Origin of the sequence: Halostella sp. PRR32 (assembly GCF_034808085.1) — an archaeon.
In the GTDB taxonomy this organism is placed as follows: domain Archaea; phylum Halobacteriota; class Halobacteria; order Halobacteriales; family Natronoarchaeaceae; genus Halostella; species Halostella pelagica.
In genome coordinates this window covers 515409-531850 of the sequence record NZ_JAXHGL010000003.1, presented here as the reverse complement: position 1 = coordinate 531850, position 16442 = coordinate 515409, and the positions used below count along the sequence as shown (strand labels likewise).

Sequence of the window (16442 nt, the reverse complement as noted above, 5' to 3'; positions counted from 1 at the left end):
TGGTCGAGCGAGCGATTCTACCGGAACGCCGGTGACGTTCTGGTAACCGTTAATAGTCCCGTGATAGGTATAAAAGTACCGGTCGGTTATCCCCTGAAAACAGTTGCCACGCGGCCAGAGAGACGTGTAAACGGTTGTCACACGATGGGAGCGAGTTATAAACGGTAGGCGTTGAACACGGTTCGATCGGACAGGGTCAACAGCAGTTCGACCGCCTCCGCGTCCCGCGGTACGTCCGCCGTCCCGGCGGCGACCGTATCGTGAGCGTCGACGGTCACGTCCTCGGTTCCCTCGGCGTTGCCTGCGGTCCAGGCGAGCGTCGGTTCGACCGCGTCCGGCCCGTCGTTGACGACGGTAACCCCGACAGAGCCGGCCTCCGGCGGCGAATCCAGAACGGCCTGGACAGGCTCGAACGACTGGGCGAGTGCCTCGTACCCGGATTTCTCCGAGCCGTCGTGAGCGAGGACACCCATCCCCGCGTCCGGAGCTGTATCCCTGAGCGCGAACGCCGCGAGTACGTCCGTGCCGCGTCGGCGGAGCGTCTCGGTCACCGTCTTCAGCGTCGCGGCCTGGTAGGACTGCGACATTTCGGGGTCGTCGTCGCCGACCTTCATCTCGTGAGCGTCGGCGTCGAACCCCGGCACGTCGTCTCCTCCCGTAGCGTCGCCGCCGAACGCGAGTGACCCCGCACCGTACTCGCCCACGATGTCGCCCAGATCCGGATATCGGTCGAGAAGCCATTCGGCGTCCGTCGCCGTGCCGTACTTCCACCCCGGGTAGAGGTGTGCGGCGTCCGGCGCTGTCCCCGGCGGTCCGGCGACGGGGATGACCGGCGCGTCCGCCGGAAACGCGTCCGCAACCGCTTCGTCGGAGCCGTGGTCGTAGTCCGTCCGCCAGGCCCGCCAGCGGAAGCGGTATCTGCCGACTCGTCCGCCGCTGACGGGAGCCGCGAACGGCGACCGCGGGTCATCGTGGACGCCGTAGAGAGAGACGCTCGGATGATGCCCGTACTCGTCGGCCAGCGCCGTCGCGAGAGCTTCACCCCGGTCGACATCGTACTCGCGGTCGCCCGTGAGAGGGAGGTCCTGCCAGACGAGCACTCCCGCGTCGTCACACGCCTCGTGAAGGTCGTGCGGCGGCACGTGTGCGTGCGCTCGAACGAGGTTAGCGTTCGCCGCGGCCGCGCGCTCGACATCCGTCGCGGGGTCGTCCGACGGTAACACGTTAACCCCGCGTGCGCTCACGCGCTGACCGTTCACGAACAGACCGTCGTCGCCGTACTCGACCGTCCGGAGACCGGTCGTTTCGCTGACGCTCGTCTCGCCGAGTTTGGCGCGGACGGTGTAGCGGTGTTGCGAGCCGTAGTCGTGCGGCCACCACCGCGACGGGTCCCGCACCCGTATCTCCCGGGTCAGCGTCGTCCGCTCGCCCGCCGCAGCGGTGACGCTCGCCTGCTCCATCGTCCCCCCACCGCGGAACCCCTCCGGCCGCGTCGAAAAGGTGACTCGGTCGTCGAGTTTTGCGGCGGCATCGACCGTCACCGCCGCTTCGATGACAGCCCCGTCGTCCTCGATACGCGGCCTGACGGTCATCCCGTCGAGAAACGTCTCCGGGCGGACGCGGACGCGTGCGTCCCACCAGATACCCGGAACTGCGGCGTCTTCGGGAAGCAGGTCGGTCGTCTGGACGCCGCCGAAAGCGTCTTGCGGGGCGTGACACTCCACGACGAGTTCGTTTCGCTCAGCCGGGTCGAACTCGAACCGAGCCGGTACGAAGTACGCGTCGTGTTCGCCCAGTAACTCGCCGTTCATCCAGATGCTCGCCCGAGCGAACAGCCCTCGAAGTTCGAGTAGCGTCCGCTGCGTGTCGCTCGCGCGGGGGTCGTCGAATCGGAGCCGGTAGGCGACCGCGTCCTCGCCGGCGAACCGTTCCGGTCTCCCCGGGACGGTCACGTCAACCCACTCGTCAGCGTCCGGTGGCTCCCCGTCGTCGTGCGGATCGACCGCCGCTGCCGTCCACGCGCCCGTCATCACTACCCACGACACCGGACCCGGGTGAAATAGTCTTTACGTCGTGTCTCCGCTTTCACTTTCACTTTCACTCCGGGGACGGGTCGCTTTAACGTACGGGGGTGGTGAACGTCCGGATATGCTGGAACGGCTTTCCCCGACGTGCGAGGACGGCGAATGCGACCGCGCGCTCAGCGACGACGCTCTGATGCTGGAGATGGAGCGAGACGGGGGCGTTCGCCGCGCCTACGAGTGCGACTGCGGGGCCGTCACGGTGACGGTCGTCAAACGCTCCCGCTACAGTAGCAACTGATACGGACTGTTGTAGCTGTTTACCGATATACGCCGACCCCGTGTCGGCGCTATCCGGAAATGACTTACAACAGTCCGTATGAAAGTCAAGGCACACCTGCTCGTACGTCAGCGATGCGATCAGCGTGTGAATCGTTTCAGTGACTGCGACACTACCGTCGGCTATAACTTCGGACATCTTATCTGGCCGAAATCCTTCCGCGGATTACAGCAGACAGTATAAGTGCGCCGGTCGGCAAGCGCCGTCCATGAAAGAAACCGTACACGCTCGCGGTCACGAGAACGTGACCGCAGCGCATACGAGCACGTTCGAGGTGACGACGGACGACTATCTCACCCCCGCCGGCGACTGTATCCTCGCCGTCGAAGCCGACCGTTCCCCGGCCGACTTCGATCCCGCGTTCGTCGAGGCGTGCCGCGACCCCGAGGCCACGATCACCGCTACCTTCGAGGCGGCGGGCTACTCGGAGACGGTCCGCGGCCGCGGCGACCCCGACCTCGAACTGACGAGCGACCGGAGCATGGTCGGCCGCACGAGCAACTACGTGGACGACCGGACGTTCCTGCTCGGTGCGGGGTTCGCCGCCAGCGGGTTCGACCGCGGCCTCGTCGACGCGCTGGCCGACGGCGCGGAACTGACTGTCACCGTCGAAGTAGCGTGACGCCGTCAGTCCGCCAGATAACCGAGGTCCCGAAGCTTCTCGCCGACTGACTCCCCCGCCGACTGGTCGTAGGTCGCGGGGTCGTAACCGCCCGCGTCGGTCGCCGTCGTCTCGTACCACGGGACCAGATGCAGCGACGGGAGCGGCATCCGTCGCGGGTGACCGTACACGCCCCACTCGCCGAGGGCGTTGCCGTGGTCGGCGGTGACGACTGCTCGCTCCGCGTCGGCGTTCTCCAGGAGAACGGCGACGTCGTCGAGGACGTGTTCGAGGTTGTTCCGGTACGCGGTCCAGAGCCGTTCCTCCGACACCTCCCCATCTCGGAGTTTCTCCCACGCGTTACCGGGCAACCAGCCCGCGTCCTCGCGCTGGAACCCAGCGCCGACGCCCGGATCGGGGATGGAGGGAAAGTGCGGTTGCATGTAGTGGGCGACGACCCGTTCCGGGTCGCAATCGCGCATCAGCGTGATCGTGCGGTCGGTGACGGGTCTCGGAGGGACGGTCTCCCGCTCGGCGTCCCAGGCGTACCGCCACACCTCGTCCAGTGCGGCGAACCGGTTCGGGTCGAGCAGTTCGTCGGAGAACGGGTTCGCGGTGACGTACGCCGTCTCCGCGACCGCCGCCTCGTCGGCCGTGCCGAACGTCCGCTCCAGCCAATCGTGTGAGTGGCTCGCCGGCGAGGCGACTCGCCGCGGTCGGTCGAGAAAACGGTAGTCGGACGCCACAGAAGCCATCAGGTCGGCCCGACAGCCGTCGAGGACGACCAGGAGGTCCCACTCGCGGTCGTAAACCGTGGGCGCGAACCGCCAGACTGCGTCGAGGCGTCGTAATCCGCCGCGGTACAGTTCGTCGGTCGACTCCCGAAGCGCAGTGACGGGGTCCTCCGCTCCGAACCGACGGTACGTTTCCCCCAACCAGTCCCCCAGAGACATACCCACTCGTACCACGATCTCCCACTTAAGGCCGTACCCGTCCTATTTGTGGCCGCTCGTCGAATAGCGTCCGAATGACCGTGCCACTGGCGGGGAAACTCCGCGAAGAGGCCCAGACCGCGTACAACCGGGCCGTCCGCCCGCACCTGCCGTACAAAGTCGGCGTGTTCAACGGCGTCGCGTCGCGACGCATCCGTCTGCTCGACTTGACCGACACGTTTCCCGACTACGAGGCGGCCGTCGTCGACGCGACGCGCGAGCGCGTCGGACCGGGCGACGAGGTCGTCGTGGTCGGCGGCGGCTACGGCGTCACGAGCGTCGCCGCTGCTCGCGCCGCGGGGCCGGACGGACACGTCACGACGTACGAACCGGCACGCAACCGGTTCGAGATAGCCAGACACACCGCGTCGCTCAACGAGGTCGAAGACAGAGTCTCCGTCCGTCGTAAACTCGTCGGACCTGGCGTGAAAATCGACGGCGAAGGGGACCGAACAGACCGAGTCTCGCCGTCGGCACTCCCGGACTGTGATGTCCTCGAACTGGACTGTGAGGGCGCGGAAGCCGCGATCATCGAATCGATGACCGCCCGCCCGCGGTCCGTCGTCGTCGAGACCCACGGTTGTTTCGGCACGCCAGAGTCAGACACTCGCGAGGCGTTGGCGGAACGGGGGTACGAAGTTATCGACCGAACACCCGACGAACCCGACCGCGGCATCGTCGTCCTCACCGCGGAGCGAGTGACTGAACACGGTGGATAGTTGTGCGCTCGGTCCCGTACTACGACGCATGTCCGAGGACGCTGAGCCGACGGAGAACATCAGCGGCGGCGACGAGGGGTGGACCGAGTTCGCCGAGACGGCAGCCGGCGATGCGAGTACCCGCGCGGAGGCGGTCGTCGACCGCCTCGGCGAGATGTACTGGCAGAAAGCGTACGGCGGTCGCGACGCCTTCGAGTGTTTAGTCCGAACTATCCTGAGCCAGAACACCAGCGACAAGGCGAGCCAACCGGCCCACGACGCGCTGATGGAACGGTACGGCGGGGCAGACCTCGACCTCGCCGAGCGACTCGCCGCCGCCGATCAGTCCGAACTCGCCGAAACCATCTCCGGCGCGGGCCTGTACAACCAGAAGTCGGAGGTCATCATTCAGACCGCCGAGTGGGTCCTAGAAGAGTACGGTTCCGAGACTGCGTTCGACGAGTTCGTGCAGTCGGGGGACCCGTCCGCGGTCCGCGACACGCTCCTTTCGGTCACCGGCGTCGGCCCGAAGACGGCTGACTGCGTCCTGCTGTTCTCGGGCGGTCGCGGCGGCGTGTTCCCCGTCGACACCCACGTCCACCGCATCGCGCGTCGACTCGGCGTCGCGCCGGCCGACGCCGACCACGAAGGAGTTCGCGCGGAACTGGAGCGGGACGTACCCGCCGAAAAGTGCGGCTTCGGTCACACGGCGATGATCCAGTTCGGCCGCGAGTACTGTACGGCGCGCAAGCCGGCCTGTCTGGAGGGGCCGGAGGCGTGTCCGATGGAGGACCTCTGTGACCAGACAGGTGTCTATCCGGCGACGGGCGAGGTAGAGGACCCCGCGGAGGCGCGGACCGACGCGGACTAACGCGCTATCAGGACGACGGAGAGGACGGCGAACCCGACGCCGGCGACGTCCGTCGCCTCGACGGATTCGCCCAGCACGGCGATTCCCAGCACTGCCGCGACGACGAAATACAGCGCGCTGACGGTAGTGACTATGCTCGTCTGCCCTCGCTCCAGTCCCGCATAGAAGGCGACGGCCGCGATGCCCGCGAACACGCCAGCACCCAGGGCGACCGCCACGCCGGTCTTCGCCGTCGCTACTGGCTGGTCCCGCGCGAAGACGTACGCCAGCGCGATGGCGACGCTCGTCGCGTAGGAGAAGATCATCGCGGAGACGGGGTCGATGTATCGCGTCGCCACGTCCGCCAGCACTGCCCACACGCCCCACGAGACCATCGCCGCCAGTGCGAACAGTATCGTCGCGTTCGTCATGTGCGAGGGCACGAGGGGCAGCGAAGTAACGACTTCGGAAGCGATGCGGAGCGGACGGAGGCGGCGCGGAGCGGTAGCTGTCAAGGGCGGCGCGGAGCGGTGGCCGCGCTCGGCGTTCATGCCGAGCGCACGGGGGAGGGCAGGCACCCGGAGCGTGCCTCCGCGACCGCGGAGGCTCGCGCAAACTGGCGGGCCTGGAACGAGCGCCTCCGGCGCTCGTTGGCGTCTTCGCGAACGAAGTGAGCGAAGGCTCGGGAGAGCTTCGCTCTCCCGGTGGACATTGAAAGGGCGCAGCGGCGGACGCCAGTCCGCCGCAAGGGCTTTCAGACGAAGCGGAAGGTCTCTAGGTTCTTCGGCGCGAACGTCCGCATGTTGTAGTCGTGATACAGCGCCGACGAGAGGTCCTGCGTCGAGGACTCGTCGCCGTGAACGCAGAGCACCTTCTCGGGGCGGGGATTCATCGTCTTCACGAAGTTCTCCAGCCCCTGGCGGTCGGCGTGGCCGGAGAAGCCGTCGACGGTCTCGACCTCCATGTCCAGCGTGAGAGTGTTGCCGCGGCCGTTGCCGCGGTCGTCGACCGGGATCTCGTCCCAGCCGTTCTGGATGCGTCGGCCGAGGGTCCCCTGTGCCTGGTAGCCGACGAACGTGAGCGTGCTGTCCGCCTCGCCGCCGAGGTGGCGGAGCCAGGACATGATCGGACCGCCCTCGACCATCCCCGACGTCGAGAGGACGATGCAGGGGCCGCCGTCGGCGACCTCGCGGCGTTCCTCCTCGCCGCCGTCGATGTGGTTGAACTGCTCGGCGAGGAACGGGTTCTCGTCGTCGTGGAAGATGCGGTCGCGGAGGTCGTCGCGGAGGTACTCGGGGTACGTCGAGTGGATAGCCGTGGCCTCCCAGATCATCCCGTCGAGATGGACGGGCATCTCGGGTATGTCGCCGGTCCGCATCGCCTCTTCGAGGACGAGCATCATCTCCTGAGAACGTCCCACCGCGAACGCCGGGATGAGGATCTTCCCGTCGCGGTCGTACGTCTGATTGATGACCTCTTTCAGTTTCCGCTCGGAGTCCTCCTGGTCGGTCTGGTAGTCGTTCCGGCCGCCGTAGGTCGACTCCAGCACGAGCGTCTCGACGCGCGGGAAGTCGTTGACCGCGCCGTTGAACAGGCGCGTGTCGTCGTAGTGGATGTCGCCGGAGAACGCGACGTTGTAGAGGCCGTCGCCGATGTGGAAGTGAGTGACTGCGGAGCCGAGAATGTGGCCGGCGTTGTGCAGCGTGAGCTTCACGTCCGGCGCGATGTCGGTGACGTCGCCGTATTCGAGCGGGATGGTGTGTTTGATCGCCTCGCGCACCATCTCGGAGTCGTACGGGGGCGCGCGGCCCTCCTTTGCGGCGACGTCCAGATAGTCGAGTTGGAGCAGGCCCATCAGGTCGCGGGTCGGTTCGGTCGTGTAGATGGGACCGTCGTAGCCGTACTTGAACAGAAGCGGGATGAGCGCCGAGTGGTCGAGGTGGGCGTGCGTCAGGATGACGGCGTCGATGTTCTGTGCGCCCGCGCCGAGCGCTTCGGGCACCTGCAGATACGGGACCTCGCCTTCTGCTCCAGGCTTGTCGCCGCAGTCGATGAGAATGCGCGTTTCGGGCGTCGAGAGGATGAAGGAGGCGCGGCCGACCTCGCGGCAACAGCCGAGCGTGGTGATGCGGACGTACTCGTCGTCGGACATCTCCTCTCTGTGGATCTGGCGGCCGACCTTCTCTAAGATGTCGCGGCGTTCGTCGCGTTCCTGCTTGAGGAAGTTCCGGACGTTAGACACTGTGGAGGACTCGATGGGCGGCGTTCGGACGACTTCGGGCGTCCAGCCGACCTTCTGGGTGATATCTCGGAGCGTGCTCCCGTGACGGCCGATCACCATTCCGGGCTTTTCCGCCTCGATAACGACTTCGCCGGTGTCGGCGTGGAAATCGAGATCCGTGACGCCGGCGTCGTCCGGGATGACCGCCATGATCTCCTCGCGGGCGTCGCGGGGCTTCGAGAGGACGTCGGGGTCTGGCCGGACGGTGATCCGCTTACGGAGTTTACTCGCGAGTTGGCGGATAAGGTCACCTTTCTGCGCGAACTTCTTCGGGTCACGGGTGTAGACGACGAGTTCGGGGCCCTCGTATTTCACGTCGGACACCGAGATGTCGCTCGGCAGTTCGCTCGTTATCTCTGTGCGTAAATCGTCGAGTTGTTGGTCAACTGAACTCATAGTGAGAGCTGGATAGCGTATCCGTTATCGAGGTTCTCCCGTTCGTCCGCGGGGCCATCGCCGAACCGAGTGCACGGTGATCCGTCGAAGCGACGCCGTTGGTCGACGTGCTGTTTGACGGTTCGCCACTGTGTCGTAACACTGTATACATAGGGATATCGTCCCGGTGATGTTGTGGGCGGCGCGTTCTGCGATACGCTCGGGGATGGGTCCCACTTGCTGCGGGAAGGTCTGAGAGAACCCGCTTACTCGGGCATATTACTTCCTTGTTATAAAAGCCTTCGCAATACCGGGTGCGCGTCGACGGAGACGGTCCCCCGCCGGCTGGAATCTCCGGTTTTCGAAGTCGGCCGACAGTATAAGCCGCTCGCGTCCGTACGGGGCGGCGATGCACGTCTCACCCGACACTGTCGCCGACGAGCGCGACTGGGTGCGCTCGCGCGCGGACGTCGTCGTCCCGTTACTGAACGACCTCCGCGCGGAGTTCACCGAAATATTCGACACCGACGTCGATCCGGTGACCGCCGAGATGTACCGGACGGAGGTCGACGCCGTGTTCGCTGACGGCGACCTCGCGGTCAACGTTGCGGCGTTCGTCGTCACGCTCCGGGAACTGGACGTCGAGGGTGATTACCCGGGGTTCGTCGCTGACGAACTGCTCGGCAGACAGCTCGCAGGCATGATCGCCGGCGGCCAGCCGCTCGGACTGCTCGGTGAGGCCGCCTTCCACTACGCGGACGTCATCCACCATCCCGAGGACGCGACGGCGGGGAGCGACGACCTGGAGGCCGCGCTCGCGGCGGGGTTCCAGACCCGGCTTCCGGGGTGGAACTGGACCGAGGGGCCGAGTCCGTTCCGCGTGGATTAGTACGTCTCGCGGAGATAGGCCGTTATCTCGTCGACCAGTTCGGGGTCGTACGTCCAGAAGCCGTAATACTCGTCGGGCGTGCGTTCCTCGGCGATCAGCGCGGACTTGTTCGCGTCGTCGCCGCCGCCCTCGAAGGCGAGAAACCAGAAATCGCCGATCTCGTCGGCTGATTCCGTCTGGACCGTGACACCGTCGATGTCCGGCGCGTCCCACTCGTCGGAAATGTAAACGCGGACGGCGAGGTCGTCCCGTTCGCCGAGCGATTCGTACAGCGATACCTGGTCTCTCAGGGCCGGGAGAGACTGGAATCCGACGTACAGCGTTCCGCGACCGACGCGCCAGGCGCGGTCCTCTATCTCGCGAGCGGTGGCGAGCATCTGCCTGCGGTCGTACGACGCGAACACCGTCTTGTCGAACAGGTCGAGATACTCCTGAAAGGCGGCGTCGTCGACCGCGTTAGTCGGGCCCTCGGGCAGCGAACGGGCGCGTTCGATAGTCTCGAGAGGCACCGTGCCCCGGAACTCGTCGTCTCGTCGGACAACGACGAATCCTCCGGTTCCGGTATCGGGGAGACGGCGGTGAGTCACGTCGACGTTTCGAAGTGAGAGTCGGGCCTCCAGGTCGGACGAGGCCGACGGCGAGTATTCGACTACCGTGCGACGCTGTCGTTCGATCCGGTCGACGAAGTCCCGCAGTAACACGACTCATCCACCCTGTGACCGGAGTGGCGACGGCGTCTCGGTCGTTCGTGCTCGTTCGACCGAAAGGGACTCGTCGAGCAACTTATGGATCTCGTCCGAGAGGTCGCGGAGTTCGACATGGTGAGACTCCCAGTCGTACTCCAGAAACCCGAAGTCGGCCAGCATCGGCAGGTGAACGTGGTGGAGGTCGGTACGGATCCGGTTTCGCCGGTGCGGCGTAGTGGTCATTCCGCGGCCTACCGTCAACCAGCCCGAAATGACATCGGCCAACTCGTCAAGCGATGCGTCGTCGTGTTCCAGTAGGTAATACAGCACGTGACGGCGACGGGCATCGCTCAACGCGCAGAACACGTCGTTCGGGTCGCCGACAGTGACGGTCATCGTAGTGGGAATCCTCGTTCAGTGGGCAGGTATCGCCCCGTTGGATTGCAAGGTTATAACATACCACACCTAGCGGGAAATACGCTTGCATATCTCACCGACAGAGACTCCACGTCCTGTCGCTCTGACTGCTCGTCCGCGGTCGGATCCTCACCCGATTTCGACATCGAACGCGTCGGCCAGGTCGACCCGTTCCATCGGCATCGCGTGATCCAGAACCGATTCGACGACCGGTGGGAGGGCTGCTAGCGTGACTCGCCCCGTTTCGCGGTCGTAGGTGACGAGCGACATAGCTTCGAGTTTCTGTAGGTGTACGTGGTCGAGGCGTATCAGCATCTCGTCGCGGTATCCGGACAGCGAGAGCGTCGGGGTGTCGACCAGCGCCTTCGTCGCAAGAACGTCCGCGAGTTCGTCGACGGTCGTGGTCGGACGTTCGCGGAGGTAGTAGAGAGTAAAGCGACGCTTTTCGTTGGCAAGCGTTCCGAATATCTCGTCGAGGGAGGTCGACGTGACGTTCTGTGACTCTGCGTCGAGGGTGCGATCGGTAGGGGCCATATACTTTCAGGTGTTTTCATCCAGAAACTATAGTTCTTTGTCCCCGAAGTCCGACCGGACCGTGTTCGGAGGTCGCCTCTCAGTCGCTCCCGAACACGGCGCGTTTATTACTCCGGTCCCCCGACGAAGAACCATGAGTGGCGAGCAGGAACTCGGAATCACCGAGAGCAAAGAGCACAGCCCCGGCGACTGGTACGCCGAGGTCGTCCAGAAGGCCGGCCTCGCCGACTACGCGCCGATGGGCGGATTCATCGTTACTCGCCCCCGCGGGTACGCCCTCTGGGAAGCGATACAGGACCGTCTCGACGGCTGGTTCAAGGAGACGGGCGTAACGAACGCCTACTTCCCGATGTTCATCCCGGAGAGCTACCTCGAACGCGAGAAAGACATCGTCGAGGGGTTCGACCCCGAGGTGGCGTGGGTCACCAAGGGCGGACACGATGAACTGGAAGAGCCCCTCGCCGTCCGTCCCACGAGCGAGAGCATCATCGCGCCGTTCATGGCCAAGTGGACGCGGAGCCACCGCGACCTGCCCCTGCGACTGAACCAGTGGTGCAGCGTCGTCCGGTGGGAGGCAACCGAGACGAAGCCGTTCTTCCGCACGAAGGAGTTCCTCTGGCAGGAGGGCCACACCGCCCACGAGACCGAGGACGAGGCCTGGACGGAGACGATGACGCGTCTCGACCAGTACGAGCGGATCTACGAGGACGAACTGGCCATACCGGTCCTTCGCGGGCGCAAGCCGGAACACGACAAGTTCCCCGGCGCGGACACGACGACGACCGTCGAGGCGCTGATGCCGGACGGCAAGTCCGTTCAGGGCGGAACCAGCCACTACCTCGGCCAGTCCTTCGCCGAGGCGTTCGACATCACCTTCATCGACGAGGACGAGGAGGAGCGAGTCGCCCACACCACCTCGTGGGGGCTCTCGTGGCGCGCGCTCGGCGCGCTTATTATGACGCACAGCGACGACCAGGGGCTCGTCTTGCCCCCGACGGTCGCGCCCACCCAGGTCGCCATCGTCCCCATCTGGCAGGAAGACACCAAAGACGACGTACTCCAGTACTCCGCGGAGATCGCCGCCGAACTCGAAGACGCCGGCGTCAGCGTCGAACTCGACGACCGCGACGGTCGCAACCCCGGGTTCAAGTTCAACGAACACGAGTTGAACGGCGTTCCCGTCCGCTTAGAGATCGGCCCCAACGAGGTCGAAGACGAGCGCGTGACAGTCGTCCACCGGCCCGACGGCGAGTCGGTCGAGGAGGACCGCTCGGGGATCGCGGACACGGTCGAGGAACACTTCGACACCGTGTACGACAAGCTGTACGCCGCCGCCGAGGAGAACCTAGAAGAGAACGTCCGCGAGGCCCACAGCCCCGAGGACATCCTGGGCACGATCGGCCGCTACGGCGGATACGTGAAGACGCCGTGGTGCGGCGACGAGGCGTGCGAGACGGCCATCAAAGAGGAGATCGCCGCCGAGATCGTCATGCTTCCGCTCGACGAGGACGGCGCGTCGTCCGCGGAGTCGGCTGAAGGCGACGACGGCGAAGAGCAGATCGGCGACGAGTGCGGCGTCTGCGGCGACGAGGCGACGGAGACGGCCTACTTCGCGAAGTCGTACTGACGCTCACCCCACCAGAACCACGTACAGCGCGACGGTCCAGACCAGGCTTCCGATCCCCTCGACCGCGAGCAGCGTCGCGACGCGGACCGGGGCTGCGAGCAGGTAGCCGACCGGCCGCGCCAGTCGCGGGAGGCCGCCGGCCGCGTCGAGCAGGCCGTCGGTGTCGGATGGGCTCGGTATCGCGGTCCACGCGAAACACCCGCCGAGCCAGAGAAACGGGAGCGACAGCGGCGACCCGAGCGCCCGTGTGACGCCGAACGCGGCGACGGCGAGGCCGCTGTTGACGACGAACGGCGCGACGGCGATGGCGAAATCGGCTCCGAACCGGTCGGTCGGCGCGTGGTCGACGAACGCCGCTTTTCCGAAGGGGTTCAGCGAGGGCGTCGAGTGGACTCTCACGCCGGTCAGGCGGCAGGCCGCCACGTGGGCGTATTCGTGTGTCAGGATGCCCGGTGCGAGGACGAGAGTGAGCGGAACGTACCAGGCGGCGCGGAGGACCGAAGCGAACGACATCGTGTGAGGTGCGGGCCGCTCGTCACGTAAATGCTGTCAGTGTGTTCGGTACCGTACGAGGACCGAGTCTCTCCATCCCTCTATTTCAAACGAGAGACGACACTGTCGGACAGAACTATGTGATACTCGATCGCTCGGACGCGGCCGTCGCCGCCGGAGGCGGCCGGGTTCGCCATCGACTTCGCACAGGCTACTGTCCGATAGTTGAGGCCACCGCTACGTCGACCAGCGGCTAGACCACCAGTCCCCGGTGCAGAACGTACCACTCAATAGCGGTATTGAGACGAAAGGACCGGTCCGGTACGATATAAACCAATAATATAAAATTCCTAATATTTACTGAGAGAGGACAGTAGTGACACCGTCGGGGCGGCGGTCGCGGGAGTTCGCCTCGGTGATGACAAAAGCAATGACTGAAATCCAGTTCGACGGCGAAGTCGCTACTCGACACAGACGCATCGATCCGGACCGGTGGGATGACATCTACGTCGTCGGCGACGTCCACGGGTGCCGGCGGGAACTGGAGGCGCTACTCGACGCCCTCGAACCGACGACCGACGACCTGCTCGTCTTCGTCGGCGACCTGATCAGAAAAGGGCCGGACAGTCCGGGCGTCCTCCGGCACGTCAGGAGCGCCCCCAACGCGATCAGCGTCCGCGGGAACAACGAGGACAAGGTGCTACGCGGTGACAAGCGGCTTCCGGAACTCACCGACGACGACGCCGCTTTCCTCTCGACGTTACCCGTCGCAATATCGTGGGACGATGCGCTAGTGGTCCACGGCGGCGTCGACCCGCGGCGGCCGCTCGTCGACCAGAGCGTGGACGGCCTGCTGACCCGGCGTTCGATCCCGGTGGGCCGGGGGTACGATGGCCCGTTCTGGTTCGAACAGTACGCCGGATCGCCCCGCGTGTTCTTCGGCCACACCGTCCTCGACGCTCCGTTCGTCGGCGAGGCCGCACTCGGTCTCGACACGGGGTGTGTCTACGGGGGGGACCTGACGGCGTACGACTACTACGCCGACGAGTTCGTGAGCGTTCCCGCCGAGCGAGCGTACGAAACCCGGAGCGACGAGAAGATACTCTCGCCGTCCTCCATCGAGGCCGAACATCGATGAGCGAGGAACGTACCCCAGACGCGGTGGACGACGACGCGGATCCCGTCGAATCGGGGGGTGACCTGACGGAGTACGAACCGGCGTCGTCGGAGACGACCGGCACAGCCGACACAGAGCCGGAAACTCGCCGGTGTCAGGAAACCCGCCAGTGTCCGGAGATTCGTCGGTGTCTTGTCTGTGGCACGGAAGTGCCCGCTGCCGACTCGAAGTGTCCGCTCTGCCGGTCGATGGATATCGCCGGGGCCGATGCGGACCGGGCGACCGATTCGACGGCTCTCGTTCCGGACGTAGTCACGTCGGACGGCGGGCAGTCTGTTCCCGTCGCTGAAACGGACGCGTCCGATCCGGCCGGGATCGACCTCTCTGACCCAGCGTACTACCTCAACCGGGAACTGAGCGAACTCGCCTTTCAGCGGCGTGTGCTGGCGGAGGCGCTCGACCGGGAGAACCCGCTGCTAGAGCGGGTGAAGTTCCTCGACATCTTCACGCGGAACATGGACGAGTTCTTCCGAAAGCGCGTCGGCGGCCTGAAACAGCAGATGGCCGCCGGCATCACGGAGCGCACGCCCGACGGGCGGACACCGGAGGAGCAGTGGATCGAGGTGCTAGAGACGGCCAGACCCATGTTCGAACGCCAGGTGGAGTGTTACCGGGAATCGATCCGGCCCGCCCTGGCCGACGCCGGAATTCACATCACCGACTACGACGACCTGTCGCCGACGGAGCGGTCGGAACTCCGGAGCTACTTCGAGTACTCCGTGCTACCGACGCTGACGCCGCTTACGTTCGACCCGGCCCATCCGTTCCCGTTCATCTCGAACCAGAGCCTCTCGCTCGCAGTGCTCACCCGCGAGGAGCCCGGAGACGATCTTACGTTCTCCCGGGTGAAGATCCCCCGAAACCACGTCCGGTTCGTCGAGGTCGGCGACGAGCGGTACGTCCCGCTGGAACAGATCGTACGGTCGAACCTCAACCTCCTCTTCCCGGACGTGACGGTCGTCGACACCGGCATGTTTCGAGTGACCCGTAACGCGGAGGTCGGACGGGACGAGGAGGTCGCCGAGGACCTGACCGAGATGATAGCGGAGGTGATCGCCGAACGGCGGTTCGCGACTGCCGTTCGCCTCGAAGTCGAAGCGGACATGCCCGCGGCGGCGCTGTCGATACTGCAGCGACAGCTCGACCTCGACGACCGCGAGGTGTTCAGGCTGGGCGGGCCGCTGGAGTTCCGTGACTTCGAGGCGCTGACCGAACTCGACCGCCCGGATCTCAAACTCGACGAGTGGACGCCCCAGCCGCACCCCCGGTTGACCGACAGCGACGCGGCAGGGAGCGACATCTTCACCGAAATCCGGCGTGACGACGTGCTGATCCACCACCCCTATCACTCCTTCGAGGCGACCGTCCAGCGGTTCCTGGAGACGGCCGCCCGAGACCCTGACGTGCTGGCCATCAAGGCGGCTATCTACCGAACTGCAAGCGACTCGCAGGTGATAGAAAGCCTCATCGAGGCCGCCCGTAACGGCAAGCAAGTGGCGGTAATGGTCGAACTGAAGGCCCGGTTCGACGAGGAGAACAACCTCGAGTGGGCCAAGCGTCTAGAGGAGGAGGGGATCCACGTCGCCTACGGAACTATCGGCTACAAGACTCACACGAAGACGTCACTGGTCGTCCGGGACGAGGGCGACGGCGTCCAGTTGTACTCGCACGTCGGGACGGGGAACTACCACTCCGAGACGGCCAAGACGTACGAGGACCTCGGACTGCTTACGGCCGACCGCGGCGTCGGACAGGACCTCGTGAAACTGTTTAACTACTTCACCGGCTACTCGCTCCACGAGGAGTACCGGAAGCTCCTGATCGCGCCGGGGAACATGCGCGAGCGGTTCGTCGATCTGATCCGCGCCGAAGCCGAGCGCGCCAGAGCGGGCGAACCCGCCAGCATCACCGCCAAGATGAACCGCCTCGAAGACCCGGATCTCGTCCGGGAACTGTACGAAGCCTCGATGGCGGGCGTCGACATCGACCTCGTCGTCCGGGACATCTGCCGACTCCGGCCCGGGCTGACGGGAGTCAGCGAGACTATCGACGTGTACAGCATCGTCGGTCGGTTCCTCGAACACTCCCGGGTGTTTCGGTTCCATGCTGGCGGCGAGCCGGAACACTACATCGGCTCGGCCGACTGGATGACCCGTAACCTAAACAACAGGGTCGAGACGGTCGTTCCGATCGACGACCCGCGGCTCCGTGAGGAACTCGACCGCATCCTCGATACGGCGCTGTCGGACACCCGGAACGCCTGGGAGATGCGGTCGGACGGCACGTACGTCCGCCGAGAGTCCGTCCCTGGGGAGCCGATTCGGGACAGTCACGCGCAACTGATGCGTCGCGCCGAGCGGGCGGTCCGCGAGAAACGAACGGGCGGCCTCTGACGGCTTCTTACTCGGAACTGCCCGCTCGATCCGGGTTCGGTCCGCGACGCCGTCGTCAGTACCCGTGCG

At 65.5% G+C, this 16442-nt stretch carries 17 protein-coding genes; 9 read left to right on the top strand and 8 right to left on the bottom strand.

Going from position 1 to position 16442, the window contains the following annotated elements; all coding sequences use genetic code 11:
• Nucleotides 1-155: 155 nt before the first annotated feature.
• Nucleotides 156-2030, bottom strand: a complete 1875-nt coding sequence (locus SM753_RS12580; RefSeq protein ID WP_323191859.1) for a hydrolase — start codon at nucleotides 2028-2030, stop codon at nucleotides 156-158.
• 118 nt (nucleotides 2031-2148) lie between these two features.
• Here SM753_RS12580 and SM753_RS12575 point away from each other — a divergent pair, with 118 nt between their 5' ends.
• Together SM753_RS12575 and SM753_RS12570 are read left to right on the top strand one after the other, a co-directional pair.
• Nucleotides 2149-2322 (top strand): hypothetical protein, encoded by a 174-nt coding sequence (locus SM753_RS12575; protein WP_168192928.1) that lies wholly within the window; start codon nucleotides 2149-2151, stop codon nucleotides 2320-2322.
• Nucleotides 2323-2569: 247 nt separating this feature from the next.
• Nucleotides 2570-2983 (top strand): DUF371 domain-containing protein, encoded by a 414-nt coding sequence (locus SM753_RS12570; protein ID WP_323191858.1) that lies wholly within the window; start codon nucleotides 2570-2572, stop codon nucleotides 2981-2983.
• Nucleotides 2984-2988: 5 nt separating this feature from the next.
• Here the strand turns inward: SM753_RS12570 and SM753_RS12565 are convergent, their stop codons facing one another.
• Nucleotides 2989-3915, bottom strand: a complete 927-nt coding sequence (locus tag SM753_RS12565; RefSeq protein WP_323191857.1) for a hypothetical protein — start codon at nucleotides 3913-3915, stop codon at nucleotides 2989-2991.
• 74 nt (nucleotides 3916-3989) lie between these two features.
• Between SM753_RS12565 and SM753_RS12560 the strand changes: the two genes are divergently transcribed.
• Together SM753_RS12560 and nth are read left to right on the top strand one after the other, a co-directional pair.
• Nucleotides 3990-4673: a hypothetical protein gene (locus SM753_RS12560; protein ID WP_323191856.1), complete on the top strand. Its 684-nt coding sequence runs from the start codon at nucleotides 3990-3992 to the stop codon at nucleotides 4671-4673.
• A gap of 28 nt (nucleotides 4674-4701) precedes the next feature.
• Nucleotides 4702-5523 carry an endonuclease III gene (gene nth / locus SM753_RS12555; RefSeq protein ID WP_323191855.1) on the top strand — a complete coding sequence of 274 codons (822 nt, stop codon included), beginning with the start codon at nucleotides 4702-4704 and terminating at the stop codon, nucleotides 5521-5523.
• On the opposite strand, the gene SM753_RS12550 is transcribed toward nth, so the two are convergent.
• Nucleotides 5520-5933 carry a DMT family transporter gene (locus SM753_RS12550; protein WP_323191854.1) on the bottom strand — a complete coding sequence of 138 codons (414 nt, stop codon included), beginning with the start codon at nucleotides 5931-5933 and terminating at the stop codon, nucleotides 5520-5522. The genes nth and SM753_RS12550 overlap by 4 nt on opposite strands.
• Between SM753_RS12550 and SM753_RS12545 the strand changes: the two genes are divergently transcribed.
• Nucleotides 5934-6176, top strand: coding sequence for a hypothetical protein (locus SM753_RS12545; protein ID WP_323191853.1), 243 nt, complete (start codon nucleotides 5934-5936; stop codon nucleotides 6174-6176).
• Nucleotides 6177-6256: 80 nt separating this feature from the next.
• Here SM753_RS12545 and SM753_RS12540 read toward each other — a convergent pair whose 3' ends face one another.
• Nucleotides 6257-8179 carry a beta-CASP ribonuclease aCPSF1 gene (locus tag SM753_RS12540; RefSeq protein WP_323191852.1) on the bottom strand — a complete coding sequence of 641 codons (1923 nt, stop codon included), beginning with the start codon at nucleotides 8177-8179 and terminating at the stop codon, nucleotides 6257-6259.
• A gap of 388 nt (nucleotides 8180-8567) precedes the next feature.
• Between SM753_RS12540 and SM753_RS12535 the strand changes: the two genes are divergently transcribed.
• The gene (locus SM753_RS12535) at nucleotides 8568-9047 is read left to right on the top strand and encodes a hypothetical protein (protein ID WP_138796894.1); all 480 of its coding nucleotides are present in this window, start codon (nucleotides 8568-8570) and stop codon (nucleotides 9045-9047) included.
• Here SM753_RS12535 and SM753_RS12530 read toward each other — a convergent pair.
• The 3 genes from SM753_RS12530 to SM753_RS12520 all read right to left on the bottom strand — a co-directional run bounded on the left by SM753_RS12530 (nucleotide 9044) and on the right by SM753_RS12520 (nucleotide 10684).
• Nucleotides 9044-9748, bottom strand: a complete 705-nt coding sequence (locus SM753_RS12530) for a DICT sensory domain-containing protein (protein WP_135533536.1) — start codon at nucleotides 9746-9748, stop codon at nucleotides 9044-9046. The two genes, SM753_RS12535 and SM753_RS12530, sit on opposite strands and share 4 nt — an antisense overlap.
• A 3-nt stretch (nucleotides 9749-9751) precedes the next feature.
• The gene (locus SM753_RS12525) at nucleotides 9752-10129 is read right to left on the bottom strand and encodes a hypothetical protein (RefSeq protein ID WP_323191851.1); all 378 of its coding nucleotides are present in this window, start codon (nucleotides 10127-10129) and stop codon (nucleotides 9752-9754) included.
• Nucleotides 10130-10279: 150 nt separating this feature from the next.
• On the bottom strand, nucleotides 10280-10684 hold the full coding sequence (locus SM753_RS12520) for a hypothetical protein (RefSeq protein WP_323191850.1): 405 nt from the start codon (nucleotides 10682-10684) through the stop codon (nucleotides 10280-10282).
• Between the two features lie 133 nt (nucleotides 10685-10817).
• Between SM753_RS12520 and proS the strand changes: the two genes are divergently transcribed.
• The gene (gene proS, locus SM753_RS12515) at nucleotides 10818-12311 is read left to right on the top strand and encodes a proline--tRNA ligase (protein WP_323191849.1); all 1494 of its coding nucleotides are present in this window, start codon (nucleotides 10818-10820) and stop codon (nucleotides 12309-12311) included.
• A gap of 3 nt (nucleotides 12312-12314) precedes the next feature.
• On the opposite strand, the gene SM753_RS12510 is transcribed toward proS, so the two are convergent.
• The gene (locus SM753_RS12510; RefSeq protein WP_323191848.1) at nucleotides 12315-12824 is read right to left on the bottom strand and encodes a hypothetical protein; all 510 of its coding nucleotides are present in this window, start codon (nucleotides 12822-12824) and stop codon (nucleotides 12315-12317) included.
• Nucleotides 12825-13233: 409 nt separating this feature from the next.
• Here SM753_RS12510 and SM753_RS12505 point away from each other — a divergent pair, with 409 nt between their 5' ends.
• Nucleotides 13234-13941, top strand: coding sequence for a metallophosphoesterase (locus SM753_RS12505; protein ID WP_138796888.1), 708 nt, complete (start codon nucleotides 13234-13236; stop codon nucleotides 13939-13941).
• On the top strand, nucleotides 13938-16373 hold the full coding sequence (gene ppk1, locus SM753_RS12500; protein ID WP_323191847.1) for a polyphosphate kinase 1: 2436 nt from the start codon (nucleotides 13938-13940) through the stop codon (nucleotides 16371-16373). The genes SM753_RS12505 and ppk1 overlap by 4 nt, the downstream gene beginning before the upstream one ends.
• Nucleotides 16374-16442: the final 69 nt, after the last annotated feature.